The following is a 23,095-nucleotide window of genomic DNA, read 5'->3' as shown; positions in this document are numbered from 1 at the left end:
AATCCTTGAAAGAGCATTCCCGTGTATTGGTTTTATGTCTGCACCCGATTGCTGGTTCGCCTCGCACGGGAACGCGGCGGCACCGGATCGCAGACAACGAGGGCCGCGCACTGCGCAGCCCTGCATTCTTCAAAAACTTACTTGGCGCGAGCGGCCACGATGGCTTCGGCAACGTTACGCGGAGCTTCAGCGTAGTGCTTGAACTCCATCGTGTACGTGGCGCGGCCTTGCGACATCGAACGCAGCGTGGTCGAGTAGCCGAACATTTCCGACAGCGGCACTTCGGCCTTGATGGACTTGCCGCCACCGATCATGTCGTCCATGCCCTGCACCATGCCGCGGCGTGAGGACAGGTCGCCCATCACGTTACCGGCGTAGTCTTCAGGCGTTTCGACTTCCACAGCCATCATCGGCTCCAGGATCACGGGGCTGGCCTTGCGGGCGCCTTCCTTGAAACCGAAGATCGCGGCCATCTTGAACGCCATTTCGTTCGAGTCCACGTCGTGGTAGGAGCCGAAGTGCAGCGTGACCTTGACGTCCACGACGGGGTAGCCCGCCAGCACGCCTTGCGTCAGCGCTTCGACAACGCCCTTTTCCACCGCGGGGATGTATTCGCGAGGAACCACACCGCCCTTGATGGCGTCGACGAACTCGAAGCCCTTGCCCGCTTCCTGCGGCTCGAGCTTCAGGATCACGTGGCCGTACTGGCCCTTGCCGCCCGACTGGCGAACGAACTTGCCTTCGGCATCTTCGACGGTCTTGCGGATCGTTTCGCGGTAAGCCACTTGGGGCTTGCCCACGTTGGCTTCCACGCCGAATTCGCGCTTCATCCGGTCCACGATGATTTCAAGGTGGAGCTCGCCCATGCCGGCGATGATGGTCTGGCCCGATTCTTCGTCGGTCTTGACGCGGAACGACGGATCTTCCTGAGCGAGACGCTGCAGGGCGATGCCCATCTTTTCCTGGTCGGCCTTGGTCTTGGGCTCGACAGCCTGCGAGATCACCGATTCCGGGAACACCATGCGCTCCAGCGTCACGACAGCCGACGGGTCGCACAGGGTTTCGCCCGTGGTGACTTCCTTCAGGCCCACGCAGGCGGCGATGTCGCCGGCGCGGATTTCGTTGACTTCTTCGCGGTTGTTCGCGTGCATCTGCACGATACGGCCGATGCGTTCCTTCTTGCCGCGCACCGGGTTGTAGACGCTGTCGCCCTTGGTCAGCACGCCCGAATAGACGCGCACGAAGGTCAGCTGGCCCACGAACGGGTCGGTCATCAGCTTGAATGCGAGGGCCGAGAACTTCTCGCCGTCGTCAGCCTTGCGGGTGACGGGCGCTTCGTCTTCGTCGGTGCCGTTGACCGGGGGAATGTCGGTCGGTGCGGGCATGTATTCGATGACCGCGTCGAGCATGGCCTGCACGCCCTTGTTCTTGAAGGCCGAGCCGCACAGCATCGGCTGGATTTCGCCGGCGATGGTGCGCTGACGGATGGCTGCCTTGATTTCCAGTTCACTCAGCTCGCCGCCTTCGAGGTACTTGTTCATCAGCTCTTCGCTGGCTTCAGCGGCAGCTTCGACCAGCTTTTCGCGGTATTCGGCGCAGACGGCAGTCAGGTTCGCGGGGATTTCACCGTAGGTGAAGGTCACGCCCTTGTCTTCGTCCCAGATGATCGCCTTCATCTTCACGAGGTCGACGATGCCCTGGAAGTGCTCTTCGGCACCGATCGGGATCTGGATCACGACGGGGTTGGCCTTCAGGCGGTCCACCATCATCTGGCGCACGCGCAGGAAGTCGGCGCCGGTGCGGTCCATCTTGTTGACGAACGCGAGACGCGGAACCTTGTACTTGTTGGCCTGGCGCCAGACGGTTTCGGACTGGGGCTGCACGCCGCCGACCGCGTCGTACACCATGACGGCGCCGTCCAGCACGCGCATCGAGCGCTCGACTTCAATGGTGAAGTCCACGTGGCCGGGGGTGTCGATGATGTTGATGCGGTGTTCGTCGAACGTGCCCGCCATGCCCTTCCAGAAGCAGGTGGTGGCAGCCGAGGTGATCGTGATGCCGCGCTCTTGCTCTTGCTCCATCCAGTCCATCGTGGCGGCGCCATCGTGCACTTCACCGATCTTGTGGTTCACACCGGTGTAGAACAGGATGCGCTCGGTCGTCGTGGTCTTGCCGGCGTCGATGTGCGCGGAGATGCCGATGTTGCGGTAGCGCTCGATGGGGGTCTTGCGGGACATGATTTACTTTCGGGTTAAATGCGTTGAGCGCTGGGCCTCGAGCACGGGCGACATCGCCCGACACTCAACACCCAACGCCCAAGCGAAGTTTGATTTTTAGAAGCGGAAGTGGCTGAAGGCGCGGTTGGCTTCTGCCATGCGGTGCACTTCGTCACGCTTCTTCATGGCACCGCCACGGCCTTCCGTGGCTTCCATGAGTTCGTTGGCCAGACGCAGGGCCATCGACTTCTCGCCGCGCTTGCGAGCGGCTTCCTTGATCCAGCGCATCGACAGGGCGAGGCGACGGACAGGGCGGACTTCGACCGGCACCTGGTAGTTCGCACCACCAACGCGGCGCGACTTCACTTCGACCATCGGCTTCACGTTGTTGATGGCAACGGTGAAAGCTTCAAGCGGGTCCTTGTCAGGGTTCTTCTTTTCGATGAAGTCAAGCGCGCCATAAATGATGCGCTCGGCGATCGCCTTCTTGCCGCCTTCCATGATCACGTTCATGAATTTCGACAGCTCGACATTGCCGTACTTGGGATCCGGCAGGATTTCACGTTTGGGGACTTCGCGACGACGTGGCATTTTTCTAACCTCTTTGCTTCAGTTGGCACCGTTTCCGGTACCGCGAGAGCCAGTCAGGACTCTCACTTACTCGACCCGGGATTGGGTCACTTCGTTCGATGTACCCGCCAAGGCAACCGAACACCGTTTGTTTTCCGACAGAAAGGCTTAAGCCTTCTTGGGGCGCTTCGCGCCGTACTTGGAGCGCGACTGCTTGCGGTCTTTCACGCCTTGCAAGTCGAGCGAACCGCGCACGATGTGGTAGCGAACACCGGGCAAGTCCTTGACACGACCGCCGCGAACCAGCACGACGCTGTGTTCCTGCAGGTTGTGGCCTTCGCCGCCGATGTAGGAGATGACTTCGAAGCCATTGGTCAGACGGACCTTGGCGACTTTACGAAGCGCCGAGTTGGGCTTCTTTGGCGTCGTGGTGTAGACGCGGGTGCAGACACCGCGACGTTGCGGCGAGTTCTGCATGGCAGGGCTCTTCGAATTGATCTTTTCGACCGTTCGACCCTGACGCACCAGTTGATTGATGGTTGGCATGAATGAATTAGTCCCAAAACAACCCGGCCTTGGCTGTGAAACCGTCCTGGTCCTTGACGTGACGCAAGGAAAGGAAGCCGGGAATAACGAAAACGTGAAACCCTTCGGAAAATTCCGAAAAGCCCACGAGTATAGCAGGCGAGCCTGAAACGGCAAAGTCAGGCGCGGCCGGCGCTGGCCGGCGGCCTCGCGCGCCCGGCTTTCCTTACTTGATCCAGAGGCGGACGGCGTCCCAGGCGCGGCCGAAGACCCCCGCCTGCTCGACCGCTTCCAGCGCCACCAGCGGCACATCGGCCACCGGCTGGTCGTCCAGCGTCACCTTGAGCGAGCCCACGGCCTGGTACTTGGTGAACGGCGCCACCAGCGGGTCTGGGCGCGCCACCTGCGTCTTGATCTTGCTGGCGGTGCCGGCCGGAACCGCAACGACGATGGCTTCCGGGCGACCCAGTTTCAGCACATTTTCCTTGCCCTTCCAGACCGCCGGCGTGGCGGCCGGCTGGCCGGCATCGAACAGGCGGACGGCGTCGTAGGCCGTGTAGCCCCAGTTCAGCAGCTTCTGCGATTCGTTGGCGCGCACGGTCTCGCCGGAGGCGCCCAGCACGATCGACAGCAGGCGGCGCCCGCCGGTCAGGTTGGGGAAATCGCGCTTGGCGGTGGCGATCATGCAGTAGCCGGCTGCCTCGGTATGGCCGGTCTTCAGGCCGTCGACGGTCGGGTCGCGGAACAGCAGCAGGTTGCGGTTGGTGTCGTTGGTCGACGGCGTGCCCGGATAGCGGTACTTCTTGATCGCGTAGTACTTGGCTTCCTCGGGGAAGTCGCGCACCAGCCGGGTCGCCAGGATGCTCAGGTCGCGGGCCGTGGTGGTGTGGCCGGGCGCCGTGAGGCCTTCGGGGTTCTTGTAACTGGTGTTCTTCATGCCCAGGGCCTTGGCCTGGGCGTTCATCATCTCGACGAAATGCTCCACCGTGCCGCCCACGCCCTCGGCCAGCGCCACCGTGGCGTCGTTGCCCGACTGCACGATCAGGCCCTTGATCAGGTCCTCGACCGGCACCTGCATCTTCGGGTCGATGAACATGCGGGAACCTGGCATCTTCCAGGCGCGCTGGCTGACGGGCATCGTCTGGGCCAGGGTGATCTTCTTGGCGCGCAGCGCGTCGAACACGACGTAGGCCGACATCAGCTTGGTGAGCGAAGCCGGCTCCACCGGGCTGTCGATGTCCTTCTGCGCGAGGATCTGGTTCGCGGTCACGTCCAGCAGCAGGTAGCTGCGCGCGGCGATTTCGGGCGGTGCCGGCACCTGGGCGGCAGCGATCACACCGACCGAGGCAGCGGCGGTCAGCACCAGTGCGCGAAGCGCATTAAAAAAACGATTCATGGGGAGGATGGGAAGAGACGAAAACAAGCCCGTGAGGCTTTCATTCAATGCCCGCGCGGAGGTGGCGGGCAACCAGACTTTTGAGCAGCGGCAATTGTCCGTGAAAGAAATGGCCGCCCCCGGGAATAACCGTGACAGGAAGTGACTGTGGCCGCGCCCAGTCCATCACGGCAACGAGCGGCACGGTGTCGTCGGCTTCGCCGTGGACCACCAGCATGCGCTCGTGGGCCTCGACGGGCAGCGTGGCCACCATGTTGCGCGCGGCGGCCGTGCCGACCAGCACGACCTGCTGAACGTTGCGCGCGGCCCATAGCTTTTCAGCGGCGCCGCAGGCAACGAAAGCGCCGAACGAGAAGCCGGCAATGGCCAGCGCACCTTCGGGCGCCAGCTGGCCGACGACATTCAGCATGTCTTCCAGCTCGCCGCGCCCTTCGTCGTGCACGCCCTCGCTGGCGCCGACGCCGCGGAAGTTGAAGCGCACCGTCGTCCAGCCGCACGAGACGAAAGCGCGCGCCAGGGTCTGCACGACCTTGTTGTCCATCGTGCCGCCGAAGAGCGGATGCGGATGGGCGATCACCGCGATGCCGCGCGGGGCATCGGCCGGCTGGTCGCGCTGCACCTCGATCGCGCCAGCGGCGCCCTGGAGGCTGATCTTTTCGGTCTGGGAATTCATGGCGGGGTGGGTGGGCGGGCCGGCAGCGCCGGTCGGGAGCACGGTACGAGCGGCGGGCTCGCGGGAAAGTTCAGCGTCCGACGTCGGCGGGTAGTAAAAGCCGCTCGACCACTTCGCCATTCTTCAGGTGCGACTCGACGATCTCGTCGATGTCGTCGGCATCCACGAAGGTGTACCAGACGGCTTCCGGATACACCACCGCCACCGGCCCGCCGGCGCAGCGGTCCAGGCACCCCGCCTTGTTGACCCGCACCTTGCCGGGCCCGGAGAGCCCCGCCTCCTTCACCTTCGCCTTGCAGCGATCGAAGCCTTCCTGTGCGTTGTGCATGGCGCAGGAGTCTTCGCCGTTCTTGCGTTCGTTCAGGCAGAAGAAGATATGGCGGCCGTAGTAGCCGGACGGCGTGGCGGGGGTGGGACTGGGCATCGGTCGATTTTAGTGACCGCTGTCCCGAGGCCTGAGCTCCGGCGCGAGCCGCCCCCTGCGCGACAGGGCCGCCACCACGTAAGCCAGCACCGCGAAGGGCCAGACCCATCCGAGCCACTGGGCCAGCCCGTGGAAGCGGATGAAGCGCCCCTGCTCCCAGGTGGCCAGGGTCTGCGCGAAGTACGCGCTCTCGGGTGCCTGGTTCAGCAGGCTCAGTTGGAGCACGAGTCCCACCAGCAGCAAGGCCGCGCAGAGGCGCCGAGGCGCGGCCACGAGCAGCGCGCCCGCAACCAGCGCGGCCACCATGCCGATCTGCACGGGAAGGTCCAGCCACGCCCAGGCGTGCGCGGGCCCGTAGCTCAGGGCCGCCGAGAGCGCCGAGGCGGCAATGCCCGCCAGAAAGATCAACGGGAGGAGCACCGCGCGCTGCACCAGCGTGCGCGCCACCAGGTAGCCCAGCAGGCACGGCACCAGCGCGCCGAGCATCACGCACAGCAGTTCCACCACAGGCACCAGCGGCTCGAGCTCGAACTGGCGCACGGGCAACCAGTCGATGAAGGGCGTATCGAGCAGCCACTCGGAGATCGCGACCTCGAGCCGCTCGAACACCTGGCCCAGCCCGAAGGTGACGGCCGCGGGAAACAGCAGGGCGAACGGCCAGAGCGCGAGCAGCACGAGGGCGCCGCGCGAGTCCTCGACAAACCATTGCGAGCGCGCGCGGCCCCAATGGGCGACTGCCCCCAAGCGCTCGAGCCCCACTGCCACGACAGCGCCCAGGACCGTGCCGGTGGTGTTCAGCCCCAGGTCGACGTTGGAAGGAATGCGCGCGGGGAGGTAGCTCTGCAGTGTCTCCATCGCGAAGGCGATCGCCGCGCCGGCCGCGGTGGCGCGCAGCACCGCGCCCCAGACGCCGGCGGTCCGGCGCGTGCGCAACACCGCCAGCGCGCAAAGGAAGCCGAAAGGTACGTAGCCCGCGACGTTGACCGCGAAGTCGAAACCCGTCCAGTACTTGGGCCAGGGCGCTGACAGGTAGGCCCAGGGCGCGATGCCCTGGTCGCGCCAGTCGGCAAAGGGATAGAGGCTGGCGTAGACGATCAGCGCCGCATAGGCGAGCGCGAGGGGAAGCGCGGCGGACTTGTGCGGCTTCTCCACCGTGTCCATCGGGCTCAGAAGGGCTTCACGACGACCAGGATCACGATGCCCAGCAGCAGCAGCACCGGCAGTTCGTTGAACCAGCGGTACCAGCGATCGCTGCGCTGGTTGCCACCCGCCGCAAAACGCCGCAGCAGCACGCCGCAGCCATGGTGATAGCCGATGGCCACCAGCACCAGCGCCAGCTTGGCATGCATCCAGCCGTTGCCCGGCCCGCGGCCGATGCCGTAGCCCAGCCAGAGCCAGAGGCCGAAGCCCAGCGCCGGGACGGCCAGGAAAGTGGTGAACCGCATCAGCTTGCGCGCCATGAGCAGCAGGCGTTCGCGCTCGGCGACCGACTCCGGCGGCACCATCGCGAGATTGACGAAGATCCGCGGCAGGTAGAAGAGCCCGGCGAACCAGCTTGCGATGAAGACGATGTGGAGAGATTTGACCCAGAGCATGGCGGCAGTTTAGTGGTCCACCGCACTGTCACGCAGGGTCGTCTCCTGACGCCCGGTAAGCCCCGGACAAAAAAAAGCCCGACGTCTTCACGTCGGGCTGGGAAGCCCTTTTGCTGTCACACATCAAGGCACCCGCTCAGGGAGGAAAAGCGGGGAGCGGCAAGCCGCCCGCTTCAGAATTTAACAAAGACGAAACAAGGTTTCAAGCGACCAAGGCACTTTCTTTGTGATTCATAACTATTTATTTAGAACTTTATAGCTACGAATTCCCGTAGTTGTCAGACAACCTGTCCCGCAGGCGACAACACGGCGATGGAATGCTTCAGGCACAATTTTCGGGATTATGACGCGCCCCTCCTCCCCTCTCGCCATGTACCCCGCCGGCCGTCCGCGACGCCTTCGCCGGGACACCTTCACCCGCAACCTGGTGCGGGAAAACACGTTGACGGTCAATGACCTGATCTACCCGGTGTTCGTGCAGGAAGGCGAAAAACGGCGCGATGCCGTCGCCTCGATGCCCGGCGTGGAGCGCCTGAGCCTGGACCTGCTGCTGCCGGTAGCCGAGCAATGCGTGGCGGCTGGCATCCCGGTGATGGCGCTGTTTCCGGTGATCGACGCGAGCCTCAAGACGCCGGCCGGCGACGAGGCTTTCAACCCCGACGGGCTGATCCCACGCGTGGTCGCCGCCCTCAAGTCGCGCTTCCCCGAACTGGGCGTGATGACCGACGTGGCGCTCGACCCCTACACCAGCCACGGGCAGGACGGCCTGCTCGACGACAGCGGCTACATCGTCAACGACACCACCGTCGAAGTGCTCGTGAAGCAGGCACTCACACAATCGCAAGCGGGCGTGGACATTGTGGCGCCCAGCGACATGATGGACGGCCGCATCGGCGCCATCCGCGCGGCGCTCGAAGCCCGAGGCGACATTCACACGCGCATCATGGCCTACAGCGCCAAGTACGCCAGCGCCTTCTACGGCCCGTTCCGCGACGCCGTCGGCTCGGCCGCCACGCTCGGCAAGAGCAACAAAAAGGTCTACCAGATGGACCCGGGCAATAGCGATGAGGCGCTGCGCGAGGTGGCCCTGGACATCGCCGAAGGCGCCGACATGGTGATGGTCAAGCCCGGCATGCCGTACCTGGACATCGTGCGCCGCGTAAAGGACGAATTCCACGTGCCGACCTTCGCCTACCAGGTGAGCGGCGAATACGCGATGCTCAAGGCCGCCGCCCAGAACGGCTGGCTCGACCACGACGCCGTGGTGCTGGAAAGCCTGCTGGCCTTCAAGCGGGCCGGCGCCGATGGCGTGCTCACCTACTTCGCGCTCGACGCCGCGCGGCTGCTACAAAAATAATAGCTACCCAGGCCCACTGCACATGGGCGACCCGGGCAGAAAGACAAGAAAACCAAGGCGGGGCGATGCGCATCTTCGAAATCAACCGCTCGCAGGTCAGCGAGCATCCGGCGCTCACGCCGCTGGCCGTGCCGGGCGCGTGCGCCGCCAGCGGCTATCTCTGGATTTCGCTCACGCGCGAGGAATTTCGCGCCTCGCTGGCCGAGGTCCAGCAGATCCTCCAGACGCTCTGCCAGACCCAGTTGGTGGACCTGCACGTGGCCGACCTGCTCAACGACCAGTTGCCCTCGCACTACGACTACACCTCGCAGTACGACGTGCTGGTGTTCCGGCGCCTGGCGACCAGCCAGGGACAGGCGGCGCTGGGCAACGGGAAGGGCAATGGCAACGAGGCGCCGCCAATTCCCGCCACGCCCGCCACACCCGCTACCAGTTCCAAGCCCCGCGGCGGGCCGCCCGTGCTGCGCCGCGTCGACACCCGGCCGGTGGGTTTCGCGGTGTTCGACCGGGTGCTGCTGTCGGTGCATCCCGAAGACGGCGCCGTGCGCGACGCCTTCGCCGCACGGCTGTTGGCCGCCGGGTCGTCCGATGACCGCGGCGCCCCGGCGCTGGACGTGCGCGCGACCTCCACGCGCGTGCCCACAGGGCCCTCGGACCTGATGCTGCGCGTCATCAACCAGATCGTGGACGGCTACCTGGACCTCAGGCGCGAGCTCACCAAGCAGCTCGATCACTGGCAGACCGAACTGATCGATCCGCGCAGCCGGTTCACCAATTGGGGGGCGCTGATGGAGGCGCGGCAGTCGCTGCACCACCTGGACGAGATCTGCGAGGACCAGCGCGCCGCCATGCAGGACTGGATCGACTCGCTGGAAACCCTGCCGCCGCCCAAGGGCGAGGCCGAACAGCGCGAGCGGGAGCTGATCATGATCCGCAGCCGCGACGTGCTGGAGCACATCGAGCGGGTGGTTCACCACGTGCACCGGCTCGAGCAGAACGCCGAGACGGCCGTGCAGATGCACTTCAGCGTCCAGGGCCACCGCGCGAACGACATCATGCGGGTGCTCACGGTGCTGACCGCGATCTTCCTGCCGCTGAACCTGATCGCGGGGATCTTCGGCATGAACTTCGAATTCATTCCGCTGGTGCACAAGGCCGACGGCTTCTGGATTGCGATGTCCGCCATGCTGGTCATCGCGGTGCTGCTGGTGCTGGTCTTCTGGCGCAAGCGCTACCTCGCGCGAACGAGATGACGCGATAACCGCCTGCCCAACGAAAAAGGCCACGCTTTCGCGTGGCCTTTTTGCTGAACTGCCCCGAGGGGCGGGTTCTTTACTTGGCGGTAGCGCCCGTGCCTTGCTGGGCTTGAACGCGTGCGTCCATCGGGTGGGTCATGGTCGAGACGACCTTGCTGTTGACGCGCGAACCCGAGGTCACGTTCTGGTCGGGAGCGTAGGCGGTGCGAACGGCTTCGGCTTCGACGATGGCGCGGTCCTTGGACACGGCGACCGTTTCCGGGCCGCGCGAACCGCGGGTCACGTTCTGGTTCGGAGCCGCTGCGGTGCGCACGGCTTCGGCGTTGACGTCGTCGCGGCTCTTGGTCGAGACGGCGGTGTTCACGCCTTGGTAGGTTTCAGCTTGGGCGCCGGTAGCGGCCAGGAGGGTCAGAGCAGCGGCGGCGAGGATGTGCGAGGTCTTCATGTCAATTCCTTGTGTTCGTCGGATGGTTGGTCCACCAGGCTTGCTCGGTCGCTTGCCTGTGCGGCGAGTTTCAGACGAAATTCCCTATCGAAAACGCTCGGATCAGAGACACGGTGTTTCCTCTATTGAAACAATGCCGACACATTGGCATGCACAAGGCAAAAAGGCCGGAGCCGCTCGCGCGGACCCAGCCTTTTGAAGACCCGAGGGCTGCCGAGGGCTCAGCGGTCCGGTCGCTGCGGGCTCTTTTCGAACTGCGGCGGCAGCTCGCTGTTCGCGAAGGCCCGGCGGTCCACGTTCTGGTTCGGCGAATGGGCGGCGGCCACGGCCTGCGCGCGCACCGAGGCGCGATCCAGCAGGCTCGGCCGCGTGGTCAGCGGCGCTGCCACCACGTCGCCGTACACATTGCCGCGGCGCGCGGCGGCGGCCGCTTCGGCATCCACCTGCGCACGGCTTCCGGCGATCTTCAGCGGCTGCACCGGCTCGAAACCCTGTGCGTGCGCGCCGGCGGCGGTCAGGATCGACAGGGCGGCAACGGCGATGATGTTCGAGGTGTTCATGGTTCGGCTCCTTCGGCGCGTGGACCGAGTGTGACGCAGGTCGCTTCGGAAAAACGCCGGAGAATCGAACCACCGCGTTCCCCGAACGGAAACAATGGGCTCTTTGACATGGACAGTCTCGATCTGATCAGAACCTTCCGCGAGGTCGCCTCGCACGGCAGCTTTTCGCAGGCGGCCAAGAAGCTGGACATGTCGAAGGCCACTGTCAGCAAATACGTGGCCGAGCTCGAAACCCGCTTCGGCGTGCGGCTCCTGAACCGTTCCACGCGCTCCGTGAGCCTCACCGACGCCGGGCAGTTGCTGCTCGATCGCAGCACCCCGGTGCTCGAAATGGTGGAGCTCACCCAGGCCGAACTGCAGGATCGCGCCAGCCAGCCGGCCGGGCGCCTGCGCATTTCGGCGCCCCACGGCATGGGCAACGGCGAGTTTCCCAACCTGCTGGCCGACTTCATGCGCTATTACCCCGACGTGAGCATCAGCCTGCAGCTGACCAACCGCACGGTCGATCTCGCCGAAGAGGGCATCGACGTCGACATCCGGAGCGGCCCGGTCGAAGACGCCAACCTCATCGTGCGCAAACTGCGGCTCATGGAGATGGTGGTTTGCGCCTCGCCGATCTACTGGAAGAAGCACGGCATTCCCGAGCACCCGCGCGACCTGGCCGGCCACGAGGCGCTCACCCATTCGCTCCTCGGCGCGCAGCCGGTGTGGCGCTTCGACGATGGCGGCGAGCCGCTGGACGTGCACGTCAAGAGCCGCATGGACTGCACCGAAGGCGCGCCGCTGATCCGGGTGGCGATGCGCGGCTTCGGCGTGATCTACCTGCCCTCGATCCTGGTGCAGTCGCACATCGAGCACGGCGAACTGGTGCCGGTACTGCAGGACTACACGCGCAAGGACATGTGGCTCTCGGCCGCCTACCTGCAGCGGCGCCACAACAGCGCCGCGCTGCGCGCGCTGCTCGATTTCCTGCAGACCCGCGTGGGCGACGGACCGGGCCTCAAGCGCAAGCCGTGACATAAAAAAGCCCGGCGTGACCCGGGCTTTTTGTTGCGCCGACCGGCAGGTCAGCCGACGTGCTTCGCGAAGAACGCGAGCGTGCGTTCGCGTGCCAGCTTGGCCGCGTCCGCGTCATACGAGCCGCGCTGGTCGCAGTTGAAGCCGTGGCCCACCGGGTAGACATGCACCTCCACCTCGGGATGCGCCTTCTTGAAGCTCTCGATGGTGTCCAGCGGAATCCAGTGGTCCTGGTTGCCGAAGTGCGCGAGCACCGGCACCTTGGGCTGGCGCGCGGTTTCCTGGGGCGAGGTCATGCCGCCGCCGTAGTACGGCGCCGCGGCTGCCAGGCCCGGCAGCAGGCTGGCCGCGCGCCAGACCAGCAACCCGCCCCAGCAGTAACCCACGATGCCGACCTTGCCGGCCTTCGATGCATAGGCGATGGCTGCCTCGATGTCCTGCAGCACGCCGGGCGCGGGCAGCGCCTCGGCCGCGGCCTTCAGGGCGGAGCCCTCCTTCATGTCCTCGTCGCTGTAGCCGAGCTCCACGCCCGGCTTCACGCGCTGGAAGGTCGCCGGCGCGACCGCGAGATACCCCTCGGCCGCATAGCCGTCGGCCACCGAGCGGATGTGCGAGTTCACGCCGAAGATTTCCTGCACCACGACCACCGCGCCGCGCGGCTTGCCTGCGGGCTCGGCCACGTAGGCGGGAAAGGTGAAGCCGTCCTTGGCTTTGAGATCGATGAATTGGCCCATGGTCGTCATGCTCCTGATAGCGGTTGAATAAAGAAGGTTGTCGTCACTGGCGCAACGCCCGCTCGACGAAATCGAGCCGGTCCTGCCCCCAGAAAATCTCGCCATCGATCACGTAGCTCGGCGCACCGAACACCTGGATGTCGATGGCCTCCTGCGTGTAGGCCTCGTAGCGCTCCTGCACCGCCTGGCTTTGCGATTGCTCCGAGCGCTTGGCCGGCAGGCCGCATTCGACGACCAGCGCTTCGAGCACGTTCGGATCGCCGATGTTGCGCTCCTGCACCCACACCGCCGCGAACACCGCCGCGCAGACGCGCATCGCGGCCTCGGTGCCGTCGTGGATATCGGCCGCGATGATGATCCGCGCCGCGTCGTCGCTGGCCACCGGAAAGAACTTGGGCTTGGTGTTCATCGGCAGGCCCAGGTGCCGCGAGAACCGCGCCATTTCCACCAGCCGGTACGCCTGCCGCTGCGGCGCCCGCTTGCCCAGCGGCAGCCCGCCGGACACGGGGAACACGCTCCCCATGTCGATCGGCCTCACGCGCACCGTGGCGCCTGCGGCGGCCGCGATCTCCGCGAATCGGGTATGACCCAGATAGGTCCACGGGCTCTGGGGCGCAAAGTAGTAGTCAATCGTCTTGTGCATTCAATAACCTCCGTGCTTCGCACTGCGGTACGAGCTTGCTTGGGGCGGCCCGGCACGGCGCTCATGCTCATGCGCCGGTCCTCGAATGATGTAATCCAAGCCGACGGTTTTAACTGACACCCGGTTTCTCTGCAGGAGGTAGGTTTTGAATCCAGTGCTACTCATCACCGGCGGCGGACGCGGCATCGGCGCCGCCACCGCCCTGCTCGCCGCGCAACGCGGCTACGCGGTGGCCGTCAACTACGCGAGCAACTCGCTGGCGGCCGACGAGGTGGTGCGCGCCATCCGCGCCGGCGGCGGCACCGCCATCGCCGTGCAGGCCGATGTGGGCGACGAAGCCCAGGTGCTCGCGATGTTCCAGAAGGTCGACACCAAGCTCGGCCGCCTCACCGCCCTGGTCAACAACGCCGGCGTGGTCGACGTGCAGGCGCGCGTCGACGAAATGAGCGTCGCGCGGCTGGAGCGCATGTTCCGCATCAACGTGATCGGCAGCTTCGTCTGCGCGCGCGAGGCCGTGCGCCGCATGAGCACGAAGCACGGCGGCGAGGGCGGCGCCATCGTCAACATCTCCAGCGGCGCCGCGCGCCTGGGCTCGCCGGGCCAGTACGTGGACTACGCGGCCAGCAAGGCGGCCATCGACACGCTCACCATCGGCCTGGCCAAGGAAGTGGCCGACGAAGGCATCCGCGTCAACGCGGTGCGCCCGGGCCTCATCGACACCGAGATCCACGCCTCGGGCGGCATGCCCGACCGCGCCTTCGAACTCGCCCCCACCGTGCCGATGAAGCGCACCGGCAGCCCCGAGGAAATCGCCGGCGCCATCCTCTGGCTGCTGTCGGCCGAGGCGAGCTACACCACCATGGCGCTCCTCGACGTGACCGGAGGAAGGTAGCCATGAGCACCTCGATGGACCTCATCAAGCCGCTGGTCACGCTGGTGGCCATCGTCAACCCGCTGGCCATCGTGCCTTTCTTCATCCACTACACGCAAGGCTACAGCGACGCGCAGCGCCGCCACACGGTGCGCATGTCGGCCTTCAGCGCGTTCGTGGTCATCGCGGTCAGCGCGCTGCTCGGGTTGCAGCTGCTGTCGTTCTTCGGCATCTCGATCGCGAGCTTCCAGGTGGGCGGCGGCCTGCTGCTCCTCATGAGTTCGCTCTCGATGCTCAACGCCAAGCCGGCCGAGAGCAAGACCAACGTCGAGGAGCTGCGCGCCACCGAGGTGAAGGCCTCGATGGGCGCCTCCATCGCGGTGGTGCCGCTCACGATTCCGTTGCTGACGGGGCCCGCCACGATTTCCACCGTGGTGATCTACGCCGACAAGGCGCAGCACCTGTGGGAGCTCGCGGTGCTGGTGGGCTACGGCGTGGTGGTGGCGCTGGCCACGGCGCTGGCCTTCTCGCTCGCGCAGCCGATCGCGCGCGTGCTGGGCAAGACGGGCATCAACATCATGACGCGGCTGATGGGCCTGATCCTCGCGGCGCTCGCCGTCGAGGTGATGGCCGACGGGCTCGGCAAGCTGTTCCCGATCCTGTCGAAAGTCGCTTGAACGCGAAAGCTCAGGCCAGCATCTTCTCGATGACCTTCCAGTGCGCAGGCTCCACCGGCGTGATCGACAGCCGGTTGCCCTTGCGCAGCACGACGAGCTCGGCCAGCTCGGGCCTGGCGCGCAGCTCGGGCAGCGCCAGCAACCGGGTCTTGCGCACCGCCTGCACGTCCACCAGCAGCCAGCGCGGATCGTCCTTCTTCGCGCCTGCGTCGTAGTACGGCGACTTCGCATCGAACTGCGTCGGATCGGGCTTGATGGCCGAGGCCACGCGCGCGATGCCTGCAATGCCCGGCTCCGGGCAGCTCGAGTGATAGAACAGCACGCCGTCGCCCACCTTCATGCCATCGCGCATGAAGTTGCGCGCCTGGTAGTTGCGCACACCGGTCCACGCCACGGTGGCATCGGGCGCGGCGAGCGCGTCGTCGATGGAGACTTCGTCGGGCTCGGATTTCATCAACCAGTACTGGGGCATGGCGTTCTCGCGAAGATGTGTTTTCGCGGAATATAGCCGCTCGCCCCGATGCTGCGCGATGGCCTACGGCGTCACGTAGTCAGAGACGACGACCCACTTGCCATCCTTGATCTGCGACAGCCGCGACTGCTCGTTGCCCAGCCGCTTGGTGGCGGTGTAGTTGCTCTTGGGGCTGCCGAACATGTCAGGCTCGAAGGTCATGCTGTCCATCGCCTTGATGAAGCTGTCGGTCGTCAGGTTCGGGCCGGCCTTGGTCGCCGCCTTGATGAACGAATCGATGATCACGTAGCCGTACACCGAGAACACCGTCGGGTCTTCGTTGAACTTGGTCTTGTACTTGTTGGCCCAGAAGCGCAGCGGCTGCGACTGCTCGTCGGTGTAGGGGTTCTGCACCGTCATCGTGGCGTACACGCCGTCCATCGCCTTGCCGCCCAGCTTGTGGATGAGGTCGGTGTACGCCGCGCTGGAGCCGATGAAGGTCGGGTTGAAGCCGGTCTTGCGCGATTCGCCCACCGTGCCGATGGTCTCGCGGATGATCGTGCCCAGCACCACGAGGTCGCAGTTGGCCGCCTTCATCTTCGCGACCTGCGAGCTGAAGTCCGTCGCGCCGCGTTTGAACGAGGTCTTCTCGGTCAACTCCATGTTCGCGGCCTTCAGCCCCGCCTCGGCACCGCGCTGCACCTCGAGCCCGAACTCGTCGTCCTGGTAGATCGTGCAGACCTTCTTGGCGCCCTTGTCCTTGATCATCTTGGGCAGCGCCAGGCGGATCTGGTCGTAGTAGGTGGCCGCGAACGAGTACTTCAGCCGGTTCAGTGGTTCGTACATCTCGCGCGCCGCGGTGATCGGCATGTAGTTCACGATGTTCTTGTCGAACTGCACCGGCATCGCCGCCATGTTCTGCGCCGTGCCGATGTGGCCGGCCATGATGAAGATCTTTTCCTGGTTCACCAGCTTTTGCGCGGCCAGCACCGCCTTCTTCGGGTCGTAGCCCGAGTCCTCCACGAAGAGCTTGAGCTTGCGTCCGTTGAGGGTGCCCTGCTCGTTGAGCTCGTCCACGCGCAGCTGCATGCCGTTGCGCGCCTGCTTGCCGAAGCCCGCGAGCGGACCCGACAGGTCCTGGATCGTGCCGATCCGGATCTCGTCCTTGCTCACGCCCTGCTGCTGCGCGGACGCGAGCGTCGCGATCAGGCCCAGCACGGCCAGAGTCGTCACTGTCTTGAGCTTCATGCGGTTGTCTCCTCGGGTTGACACTAAAAACGTTTCGACCACCGGTCAGCGGTACATGGCCTCGATGCGCTCGGCGTATTTCGTCTGCACCAGCTTGCGCTTGAGCTTCATCGTCGGCGTGAGCTCCTCGTCCTCGGCGCTCAGCTGCGTCTCGAGCAGGAAGAACTTCTTGATCTGCTCCACGCGCGCGAACTTCGCGTTGACGCGGTCGACCTCGCCCTGAATGAGGTCCAGCACCTCCTGCGCGCGCGTGAGGCTCTCGTAGTTGCTGAACGGCACATCGTTGTCCTGCGCAAACTTCTCGACGTTCTCCTGATCGATCATCACGATCACCGTCAGGTAGGGTTTCTTGTCGCCGATCACCACCGCATCGGTGACGTAGGGGCTGAACTTGAGTTCGTTCTCCAGCTCGCTCGGCGTGATGTTCTTTCCACCTGCCGTGATGATGATGTCCTTCATGCGGTCGGTGATGCGGAAATACCCTTCCGCGTCCACCAGCCCGACGTCGCCGGTGTGCAGCCAGCCGTCGGCGTCGATGGTCTCGGCCGTCTTCTCCGGCAGGTTGAGGTACCCCATGAAGACATTCGGGCCGCGCACCAGGATCTCCCCGGTCGCGGGGTCCAGCCGCACCTCGTTGTAGCTGGTGGCCGGGCCGATGGAGCCCGGCGCGATGCGCGACGGCGGCACGCCCGTGGAGGCGCCGCACGACTCGGTCATGCCCCACACCTCCAGCATCGGCACGCCCAGCGCGAGGTACCAGCGCACGAGCTCGGGCGAAATGGGCGCCGCGCCCGTCACGAGAAAGCGCGCGCGGTGAATACCGATGAGCTTGCGCACGTTGTTGAGCGCGAGCCAGCGCGCGATGCGGAACTTCAGGCGCAGCCCCGCGCCGATGGGCTTGCCCTGCAGCACGCGCTCGGCGATCTGCTGGCCCACGCCGATGCTCCAGCCATAGGCAGCCTGCTGCAGTCGGCTCGCCTCCTTCAGCGAGATCATCACGCCCGAATAGAACTTCTCCCACACGCGCGGCACGGCCGTGAACACCGTGGGCGAGATCTCGCGCACGTTCTCGGGCACCGTCTCCGGGTTCTCCACGAAGTTGAGGATCGAGCCGGTGTACATCGCGAAGTATTCGCCGCCCATGCGCTCGGCGATGTGGCACAGCGGCAGGAAGCACATGCGCTCGTCCGTCTCGCCCTGCGCGAGCAGCGTGTTGTAGCCGCGCATGGTGTAGACCAGCCCGTGGTGGCTGTGCATCGCGCCCTTGGGCTTGCCGGTGGTGCCGGAGGTGTAGACGAGGATCGCGAGGTCTTCGGCGCGGCAGGCGGCGATGCGCCGATCCAGTGCCTGCGGGTTGGCGGCGAGATGGTCGCGGCCCATGGTGCACAGCGCATCGAGGCTGATGACGCCGGGGTCGTCCAGGTCGCGCAGGCCTTCCATGTCGAACACGATCACCTTGCGCAAGAGCGGCAATTGCGCGCGCACTTCGAGCGCCTTGTCCAGTTGCTCGTCGTCCTCCACGAAGAGCACGGTGGTGCGCGAGTCTTCGCAGAGGTAGGTGACCTGCGAGGCCGCATCGGTCGGGTAGATGCCGTTCGAGACGCCCCCGCAGCTGAGCACGGCCACGTCGCACAGCACCCATTCGATGACGGTGTTGGAAAGGATCGATGCGCACTCGCCATGCCCGAAGCCCAGCGCCAGCAGCCCGCCCGCGATCTCGCGCACGGCCTGGGCGGTCTGCCGCCAGGTCCAGGTGCGCCAGATGCCGAACTCCTTCTGCCGCATCCACACCTTGTCGCCGCGCATCTCCACGGCCTTCCAGAACACCGCGGGAATCGTGTCGCCGGGCACCACGACATCGAGCCGGGGTTGAAGATGCGCCAGGTCCCAGAGACCGGCAGGAGCGCGCAGTGCGACAGTGCTCATTCGAAAACCTTCGTGCTTCGCACTGCGGTGCGAGCTTGCTTGGGGCGGCCCGGCGCTGCGCTCATGGCCTCATCTCCAGTTCTTCTTCTTTTTCCAGCGCCGCTCGCCGCGCACGCCGTCGTCCTTCACGCCGAGGTAGAACTCCTTGATGTCCTCCTTCTCGCGCAACCGGTCGCAAGCGTCCTCCATGACGATGCGGCCGTTCTCCAGCACGTAGCCGTGGTCGGCGGCGTTGAGCGCCATGTTGGCGTTCTGCTCGACCAGGAGAATGGTGGTGCCGCGCTCGCGGTTGATGCGCACCACGATCTCGAAGATCTCCTTCGTGAGCTTGGGGCTCAGGCCCAGGCTCGGCTCGTCGAGAAGAATGAGATGCGGCGCGGCCATGATGGCGCGCGAGATCGCGAGCATCTGCTGCTGCCCGCCCGAGAGCAGCCCCGCGTCCTGCGTGGCGCGCTCGCGCAAGATGGGAAAGTACGTGTAGACCGTCTCCATGTCCCGCGCGACGCCGTCGCGGTCCTTGCGGGTGTAGGCGCCCATCAGCAGGTTGTCCTTCACCGAGAGCAGCGGGAACACCTCGCGGCCTTCGGGCACGTGGCTCAGGCCCTGCTGCACGATGAAGGCGGGGTCCTTGGCGGTGATGTCCTTGCCCTGGAACTCGATGCTGCCCTTGCGCGGATCGATGATGCCGGAGATGGTCTTCAGGATCGTCGTCTTGCCCGCGCCGTTCGAGCCGAGCACCGTGGCGATCTCGCCCTGCCTGACCTTCAGGCTCACGCCGCGGATGGCCTTGATCGGGCCGTAGGCGCTTTCCACGTTCAGCAGCTGGAGTACGACGTCGCTCATGCCGCCACCCTCCGCAAGCTGCTCACGTCGTCCACCGTGCCGAGGTATGCCTCGATGACGCGCGCGTCCGCCTGCACCTCGCGCGGCGTACCGGTCGCGAGCACCTCGCCCTGGTTCATCGCGAGCACGCGGTCGGACACCTTCGAGACCAGCGACATGTCGTGCTCGACCATCAGCACCGAGACGCCCAGCTCGTGCTGGATGTCCTGGATCCAGAACGCCATGTCCGCCGTCTCCTCGACATTGAGGCCTGACGACGGCTCGTCGAGCAGCAGCAGCTTGGGCTCGGTGCACAGCGCGCGCGCGAGCTCCACCACCTTGCGCACGCCGTAGGGCAGGCCCGCCACCATCGAGTCACGGTGATGCTGCAGGTCGAGCAGCTCGATCACCTGCTCGGCCTTCTCGCGCGCCGCGATCTCGGCGCGCCGCGTGGCGGGCGTGAAGAACACCTCGCGCCAGAAGCCCGTCTGCCGGTGCGTGTGACGGCCGATCAGGAGGTTGTGCAGCACGGTCGCATGCTCGAAGAGCTCGATGTTCTGGAAGGTGCGCGCAATGCCCAGCGCCGCGATCGCATGCGGCGCCTGCTGCGTCAGCGCGAGCGGGCCGGCTGCGGCGCCATGCCATGTGATCTCGCCGGTCGTCGGCGTGTAGATGCGGCTGATGAGGTTGAACACCGTCGTCTTGCCCGCGCCGTTCGGTCCGATCAGCGTGAACACCTCGCCGCGCCGCACGTCGAAGCTCACCTTGTTGACCGCGAGCACGCCGCCGAAGCGCACGCTCAGGTCCTTCGCCGAAAGGAGGATGTCGCCGTTGCCCGTCGTCATCTCAGCCGGTCCGATTTGGTGAACGACTTCTGCCGCTTGAAGAGGCCCTTGCGGTAGAACGGAAAGAGTTGCAGGTACGTCCTGACCTTGAGCCACCGGCCGTAGAGCCCCAGCGGCTCGAACAGCACGAACGTGATCAGCACCACGCCGTACACCAGCCCCTGCAGGCCGGGCGCCTGGCCGATCACGGCCGGCAGCCAGTCCTTGCCCATCGAGATGAGCTGCGGCATCGCGATCAGGAAGATCGCGCCGAGGAACGCGCCGTGCACCGAGCCCAGGCCGCCGATCACCACCATCAGCAAGAGGTCGATCGACTGCAGGATGTTGAACTGGTCCGGCGATATGAAGCTCAGCTTGTGCGCGTACAGCGCGCCGCCCAGCCCCGCGAGCGCGGCCGAGATCGCGAACGACATCGTCTTGTAGCGCGCGAGGTGGATGCCCATGCTCTGCGCCGAGATCTCCGAATCGCGAATCGCGACGAAGGCGCGGCCCGTGGGCGAGCGCAGCAGGTTGAGGATGCCCAGCGTGCTGAGCACCGCCACCACCAGGCACAAAAAATAGAAGCCGTCGCCCGAGCCCAGCGACCAGCCGAAGAGCTGCGGCGACTTCACATGCAGCCCCGCGTTGCCGCCCGTGACGCTCTCCCACCGCGCGAACACTTCCTCGACGATGAAGCCGAACGACAGCGTCGCGATGCCCAGGTAGATGCCCTTCACGCGCAGCGCCGGCAAGGCGACCACCACACCCACCGCCGCCGACAACGCCGCGGCCGCGAGCAGCGCGAGCGGGAACGGCACGCCCATGTTGGTCAGCACGCCCTGCGTGTAGGCGCCCGTGCCGAGGAATGCCGCGTGCCCGATGGAGAACTGCCCCGTGAAGCCCGCCAGCAGCATCAAGCCCAGGCCAACGATGCCGTAGATCAGCACGAAGGTCAGCTGCGCGAGCCAGTACTCCTCGATCACCCACGGCGCGGCGATGAGGAACGCGACGAGTAGGCCGTACCAGAACACATGGCCGCCGTGCCGCGCGAGGCGGATGTCCTGGTCGTAGCTGGTCTTGAAGATGAAGCGCATGAACGTTCAGACTTTCTTGCGCAGCTTTTCGCCGAAGAGACCGTTGGGCTTGATCATGAGCATCAGCAGCACCACGATGTAGGGCGCCGTGTCCTTGAAGCCATCGGGCAGATAGAACCCCGCGAACGATTCGACGATGCCGATCACCAGCCCGCCGACGATCGCGCCCGGCAGGCTGCCGAAGCCGCCCACCACCGCCGCCGGAAAGGCCTTCAGCCCGATGAAGCCCATGTTCGCGTGCACGAAGGTGATGGGCGCGAGCAGCATGCCCGCGATGGCCGCGACCGCGGCCGCGAGCCCCCACACCAGCCCGTTGAGCCGCTTCACCGGAATGCCCATGTAGTAGGCCGCCAGCTGGTTCTGCGAGGAGGCCTGCATCGCGATGCCCAGCTTGCTGTAGCGGAACATCGCGAACAGCAGCGCGCACAGGATGGCCGTGGCGACGATGATCGCCAGCTGCTCCAGGTTGACCACGAGCTCGCCCAGCTTCCAGATCTGGTCCTTGTAGGGCACGGGCAGCGTGTGGGTCTCGGTGCCGATGCCCGGCACCATGGTGATGAGGCCGCGCGCCACATACGCGATGCCGATGGTCAGCATCACGATGGAGAACTGCGGCTGCCCCAGGATCGGGCGGATCACCGCCAGCTCCAGCAGCACGCCGAAGGCGGCCATCGCCACCACCGCCAGGATCGCCGCAAGCCAGAACGGCATGCCGAAGAGCGACATGCCCGCGAACGCGCCGAAGGCGCCGAGCATCATCAGGTCGCCCTGCGCGAAGCTCACGGTTTCGGTGGCCTTGTAGATCAGCACGAACCCGAGCGCGATCAGCCCGTAGATGCACCCTTGCGCAATGCCCGACAGCAGGAGTTGGAGGATCTGCATGGGGCGCCCGTCTCTCGCCTACTGCCTGAAGCCGCCGGCCGCGTCGTGCAGCGCGAGGCGGCGCGAGCCGGCCAGGATGTCGCTGGGTTTGAGCCCGTAGACCTGGCGGATCGAATGGCTGAAGTGCGTCGAGTCGGGGTAGCCGGTGTCGAGCGCGATGTCGGTGAGCGTGGTGGTCTGGCGCACGTAGCGCAGCAGGCTGCGCGCGCGCTTCCAGGCGCGGAAGGCGCGAAACGCCATGCCGGTTTCCTGCTTGAAGAGATGCAGGAAGCGCGAGAACGACAGGTGCACCGAGGCCGCGCAGTCTTCGGCCGAAGTAGGCGCGGCCGGGTCGGCCACGAGCGCGTCGATGACGCGGCGGATGCGCGCATCGAGCACGCGCGGCGCGAGCGCCCCGCCGAAGAGAAGCGCATCGAAATCGAAGCCGTCGAAATCGATGCCGCGCCCCGAGGCGGCGAGCAGGTGCGCATGGGCAGCGCGCACGCGCTGGACGAACGCCGGCGCATCGACCGGGCCGCAGTGCTGCATGAAGGCAGGCATGCGCGCGGGATCGACCGATTCCGATTCGACCAGCAGGTTGAAGATGAGCGGGTGCGGGCTCTCGACATGGTGCGGCACCTGCGGCGGCACCACGATGAGTTCGCCCGCCTGCCAGGCGCCGCCACCGATGCGGATGCGGATCGGCGGTACGCCCGCGGGCGACACGTACACGCCGTGCCCGCCCATCGTGCGCTCGGCCGCCGCACCGAGCAGGCCGGCGTAGAACACGCGCTGCGGCGTGAGCCACATGAGGCGTTCGCCCTGCCGTGCGCCACCGTTTTCCGGGGGCGCATTCCTTGCTCGCTGCATGGTGTTTGTCTCCTGCATCGGGTCCGGCCTGCCCAGCGCT

Annotated in this window: 25 protein-coding genes; 5 read left to right on the top strand and 20 right to left on the bottom strand. The window is 65.8% G+C overall.

The genetic code is table 11. The annotated features are described in order from the left end of the window. Positions 1–137 precede the first annotated feature (137 nt). The 8 genes from fusA to ACZYRS_RS03450 all read right to left on the bottom strand — a co-directional run bounded on the left by fusA (position 138) and on the right by ACZYRS_RS03450 (position 7,399). Positions 138–2,237: an elongation factor G gene (fusA, locus tag ACZYRS_RS03485; RefSeq protein ID WP_463418137.1), complete on the bottom strand. Its 2,100-nt coding sequence runs from the start codon at positions 2,235–2,237 to the stop codon at positions 138–140. A 96-nt stretch (positions 2,238–2,333) separates the two neighbouring features. Continuing rightward, the gene (rpsG, locus tag ACZYRS_RS03480) at positions 2,334–2,807 is read right to left on the bottom strand and encodes a 30S ribosomal protein S7 (protein WP_013543947.1); all 474 of its coding nucleotides are present in this window, start codon (positions 2,805–2,807) and stop codon (positions 2,334–2,336) included. A 147-nt stretch (positions 2,808–2,954) separates the two neighbouring features. Continuing rightward, positions 2,955–3,332: a 30S ribosomal protein S12 gene (gene rpsL, locus ACZYRS_RS03475; protein ID WP_013543948.1), complete on the bottom strand. Its 378-nt coding sequence runs from the start codon at positions 3,330–3,332 to the stop codon at positions 2,955–2,957. A gap of 205 nt (positions 3,333–3,537) precedes the next feature. Next, positions 3,538–4,707 carry a D-alanyl-D-alanine carboxypeptidase family protein gene (locus tag ACZYRS_RS03470; protein ID WP_198788665.1) on the bottom strand — a complete coding sequence of 390 codons (1,170 nt, stop codon included), beginning with the start codon at positions 4,705–4,707 and terminating at the stop codon, positions 3,538–3,540. Between the two features lie 40 nt (positions 4,708–4,747). Continuing rightward, positions 4,748–5,380, bottom strand: a complete 633-nt coding sequence (locus tag ACZYRS_RS03465; protein ID WP_463422446.1) for an alpha/beta hydrolase — start codon at positions 5,378–5,380, stop codon at positions 4,748–4,750. Positions 5,381–5,450: 70 nt separating this feature from the next. Further along, on the bottom strand, positions 5,451–5,804 hold the full coding sequence (locus ACZYRS_RS03460) for a (2Fe-2S) ferredoxin domain-containing protein (protein ID WP_463418136.1): 354 nt from the start codon (positions 5,802–5,804) through the stop codon (positions 5,451–5,453). 9 nt (positions 5,805–5,813) lie between these two features. Further along, positions 5,814–6,965, bottom strand: a complete 1,152-nt coding sequence (locus tag ACZYRS_RS03455; RefSeq protein WP_463418135.1) for a VanZ family protein — start codon at positions 6,963–6,965, stop codon at positions 5,814–5,816. A 5-nt stretch (positions 6,966–6,970) separates the two neighbouring features. Beyond that, a complete protein-coding gene (locus ACZYRS_RS03450) occupies positions 6,971–7,399 on the bottom strand; it encodes a CopD family protein (RefSeq protein WP_463418134.1) in 429 nt (142 codons plus the stop codon). A 343-nt stretch (positions 7,400–7,742) separates the two neighbouring features. On the opposite strand from ACZYRS_RS03450, the gene hemB reads away from it, so the two are divergent. After that, the gene (hemB, locus tag ACZYRS_RS03445) at positions 7,743–8,756 is read left to right on the top strand and encodes a porphobilinogen synthase (RefSeq protein ID WP_233102058.1); all 1,014 of its coding nucleotides are present in this window, start codon (positions 7,743–7,745) and stop codon (positions 8,754–8,756) included. A gap of 65 nt (positions 8,757–8,821) precedes the next feature. Further along, a complete protein-coding gene (locus ACZYRS_RS03440) occupies positions 8,822–10,009 on the top strand; it encodes a magnesium transporter CorA family protein (protein ID WP_463418133.1) in 1,188 nt (395 codons plus the stop codon). A 79-nt stretch (positions 10,010–10,088) separates the two neighbouring features. Here ACZYRS_RS03440 and ACZYRS_RS03435 read toward each other — a convergent pair whose 3' ends face one another. Together ACZYRS_RS03435 and ACZYRS_RS03430 are read right to left on the bottom strand one after the other, a co-directional pair. Beyond that, a complete protein-coding gene (locus ACZYRS_RS03435; RefSeq protein ID WP_198788672.1) occupies positions 10,089–10,457 on the bottom strand; it encodes a DUF4148 domain-containing protein in 369 nt (122 codons plus the stop codon). 221 nt (positions 10,458–10,678) lie between these two features. Beyond that, positions 10,679–11,017, bottom strand: coding sequence for an alpha/beta hydrolase (locus ACZYRS_RS03430; protein WP_463418132.1), 339 nt, complete (start codon positions 11,015–11,017; stop codon positions 10,679–10,681). A gap of 108 nt (positions 11,018–11,125) precedes the next feature. On the opposite strand from ACZYRS_RS03430, the gene ACZYRS_RS03425 reads away from it, so the two are divergent. After that, positions 11,126–12,034 carry a LysR family transcriptional regulator gene (locus tag ACZYRS_RS03425; protein ID WP_463418131.1) on the top strand — a complete coding sequence of 303 codons (909 nt, stop codon included), beginning with the start codon at positions 11,126–11,128 and terminating at the stop codon, positions 12,032–12,034. A 50-nt stretch (positions 12,035–12,084) separates the two neighbouring features. Here the strand turns inward: ACZYRS_RS03425 and ACZYRS_RS03420 are convergent, their stop codons facing one another. Both ACZYRS_RS03420 and ACZYRS_RS03415 read right to left on the bottom strand, forming a co-directional pair. Further along, on the bottom strand, positions 12,085–12,768 hold the full coding sequence (locus tag ACZYRS_RS03420) for a dienelactone hydrolase family protein (protein WP_463418130.1): 684 nt from the start codon (positions 12,766–12,768) through the stop codon (positions 12,085–12,087). A 43-nt stretch (positions 12,769–12,811) separates the two neighbouring features. Then, positions 12,812–13,411: a DsbA family protein gene (locus ACZYRS_RS03415; protein WP_463418129.1), complete on the bottom strand. Its 600-nt coding sequence runs from the start codon at positions 13,409–13,411 to the stop codon at positions 12,812–12,814. A gap of 145 nt (positions 13,412–13,556) precedes the next feature. Here ACZYRS_RS03415 and ACZYRS_RS03410 point away from each other — a divergent pair, with 145 nt between their 5' ends. Together ACZYRS_RS03410 and ACZYRS_RS03405 are read left to right on the top strand one after the other, a co-directional pair. Further along, the gene (locus tag ACZYRS_RS03410) at positions 13,557–14,303 is read left to right on the top strand and encodes an SDR family oxidoreductase (RefSeq protein WP_463418128.1); all 747 of its coding nucleotides are present in this window, start codon (positions 13,557–13,559) and stop codon (positions 14,301–14,303) included. Between the two features lie 2 nt (positions 14,304–14,305). Beyond that, positions 14,306–14,959 carry a MarC family protein gene (locus tag ACZYRS_RS03405; protein ID WP_080898413.1) on the top strand — a complete coding sequence of 218 codons (654 nt, stop codon included), beginning with the start codon at positions 14,306–14,308 and terminating at the stop codon, positions 14,957–14,959. Positions 14,960–14,969: 10 nt separating this feature from the next. Here the strand turns inward: ACZYRS_RS03405 and ACZYRS_RS03400 are convergent, their stop codons facing one another. From ACZYRS_RS03400 to ACZYRS_RS03365, 8 genes are all read right to left on the bottom strand, one after another. After that, a complete protein-coding gene (locus tag ACZYRS_RS03400) occupies positions 14,970–15,431 on the bottom strand; it encodes an EVE domain-containing protein (RefSeq protein WP_463418127.1) in 462 nt (153 codons plus the stop codon). 63 nt (positions 15,432–15,494) lie between these two features. Continuing rightward, on the bottom strand, positions 15,495–16,658 hold the full coding sequence (locus ACZYRS_RS03395) for an ABC transporter substrate-binding protein (RefSeq protein ID WP_463418126.1): 1,164 nt from the start codon (positions 16,656–16,658) through the stop codon (positions 15,495–15,497). 45 nt (positions 16,659–16,703) lie between these two features. Further along, positions 16,704–18,584: an AMP-dependent synthetase/ligase gene (locus tag ACZYRS_RS03390; RefSeq protein ID WP_463418125.1), complete on the bottom strand. Its 1,881-nt coding sequence runs from the start codon at positions 18,582–18,584 to the stop codon at positions 16,704–16,706. 69 nt (positions 18,585–18,653) lie between these two features. Continuing rightward, positions 18,654–19,427 (bottom strand): ABC transporter ATP-binding protein, encoded by a 774-nt coding sequence (locus ACZYRS_RS03385; protein ID WP_463418124.1) that lies wholly within the window; start codon positions 19,425–19,427, stop codon positions 18,654–18,656. After that, positions 19,424–20,251 (bottom strand): ABC transporter ATP-binding protein, encoded by an 828-nt coding sequence (locus ACZYRS_RS03380; RefSeq protein WP_463418123.1) that lies wholly within the window; start codon positions 20,249–20,251, stop codon positions 19,424–19,426. Before ACZYRS_RS03380 ends, ACZYRS_RS03385 begins: the two co-directional genes overlap by 4 nt. Then, positions 20,248–21,324, bottom strand: a complete 1,077-nt coding sequence (locus tag ACZYRS_RS03375) for a branched-chain amino acid ABC transporter permease (RefSeq protein ID WP_198788683.1) — start codon at positions 21,322–21,324, stop codon at positions 20,248–20,250. Before ACZYRS_RS03375 ends, ACZYRS_RS03380 begins: the two co-directional genes overlap by 4 nt. 6 nt (positions 21,325–21,330) lie before the next feature. Beyond that, on the bottom strand, positions 21,331–22,206 hold the full coding sequence (locus ACZYRS_RS03370) for a branched-chain amino acid ABC transporter permease (protein WP_198788684.1): 876 nt from the start codon (positions 22,204–22,206) through the stop codon (positions 21,331–21,333). An 18-nt stretch (positions 22,207–22,224) separates the two neighbouring features. After that, positions 22,225–23,055 (bottom strand): helix-turn-helix domain-containing protein, encoded by an 831-nt coding sequence (locus tag ACZYRS_RS03365; RefSeq protein ID WP_463418122.1) that lies wholly within the window; start codon positions 23,053–23,055, stop codon positions 22,225–22,227. Positions 23,056–23,095: the final 40 nt, after the last annotated feature.

The organism is Variovorax sp. AC194 (genome assembly GCF_979257995.1).
The sequence above is the reverse complement of the archived record's forward strand: the minus strand, read 5'-3'. Positions and strand labels throughout refer to the sequence as shown.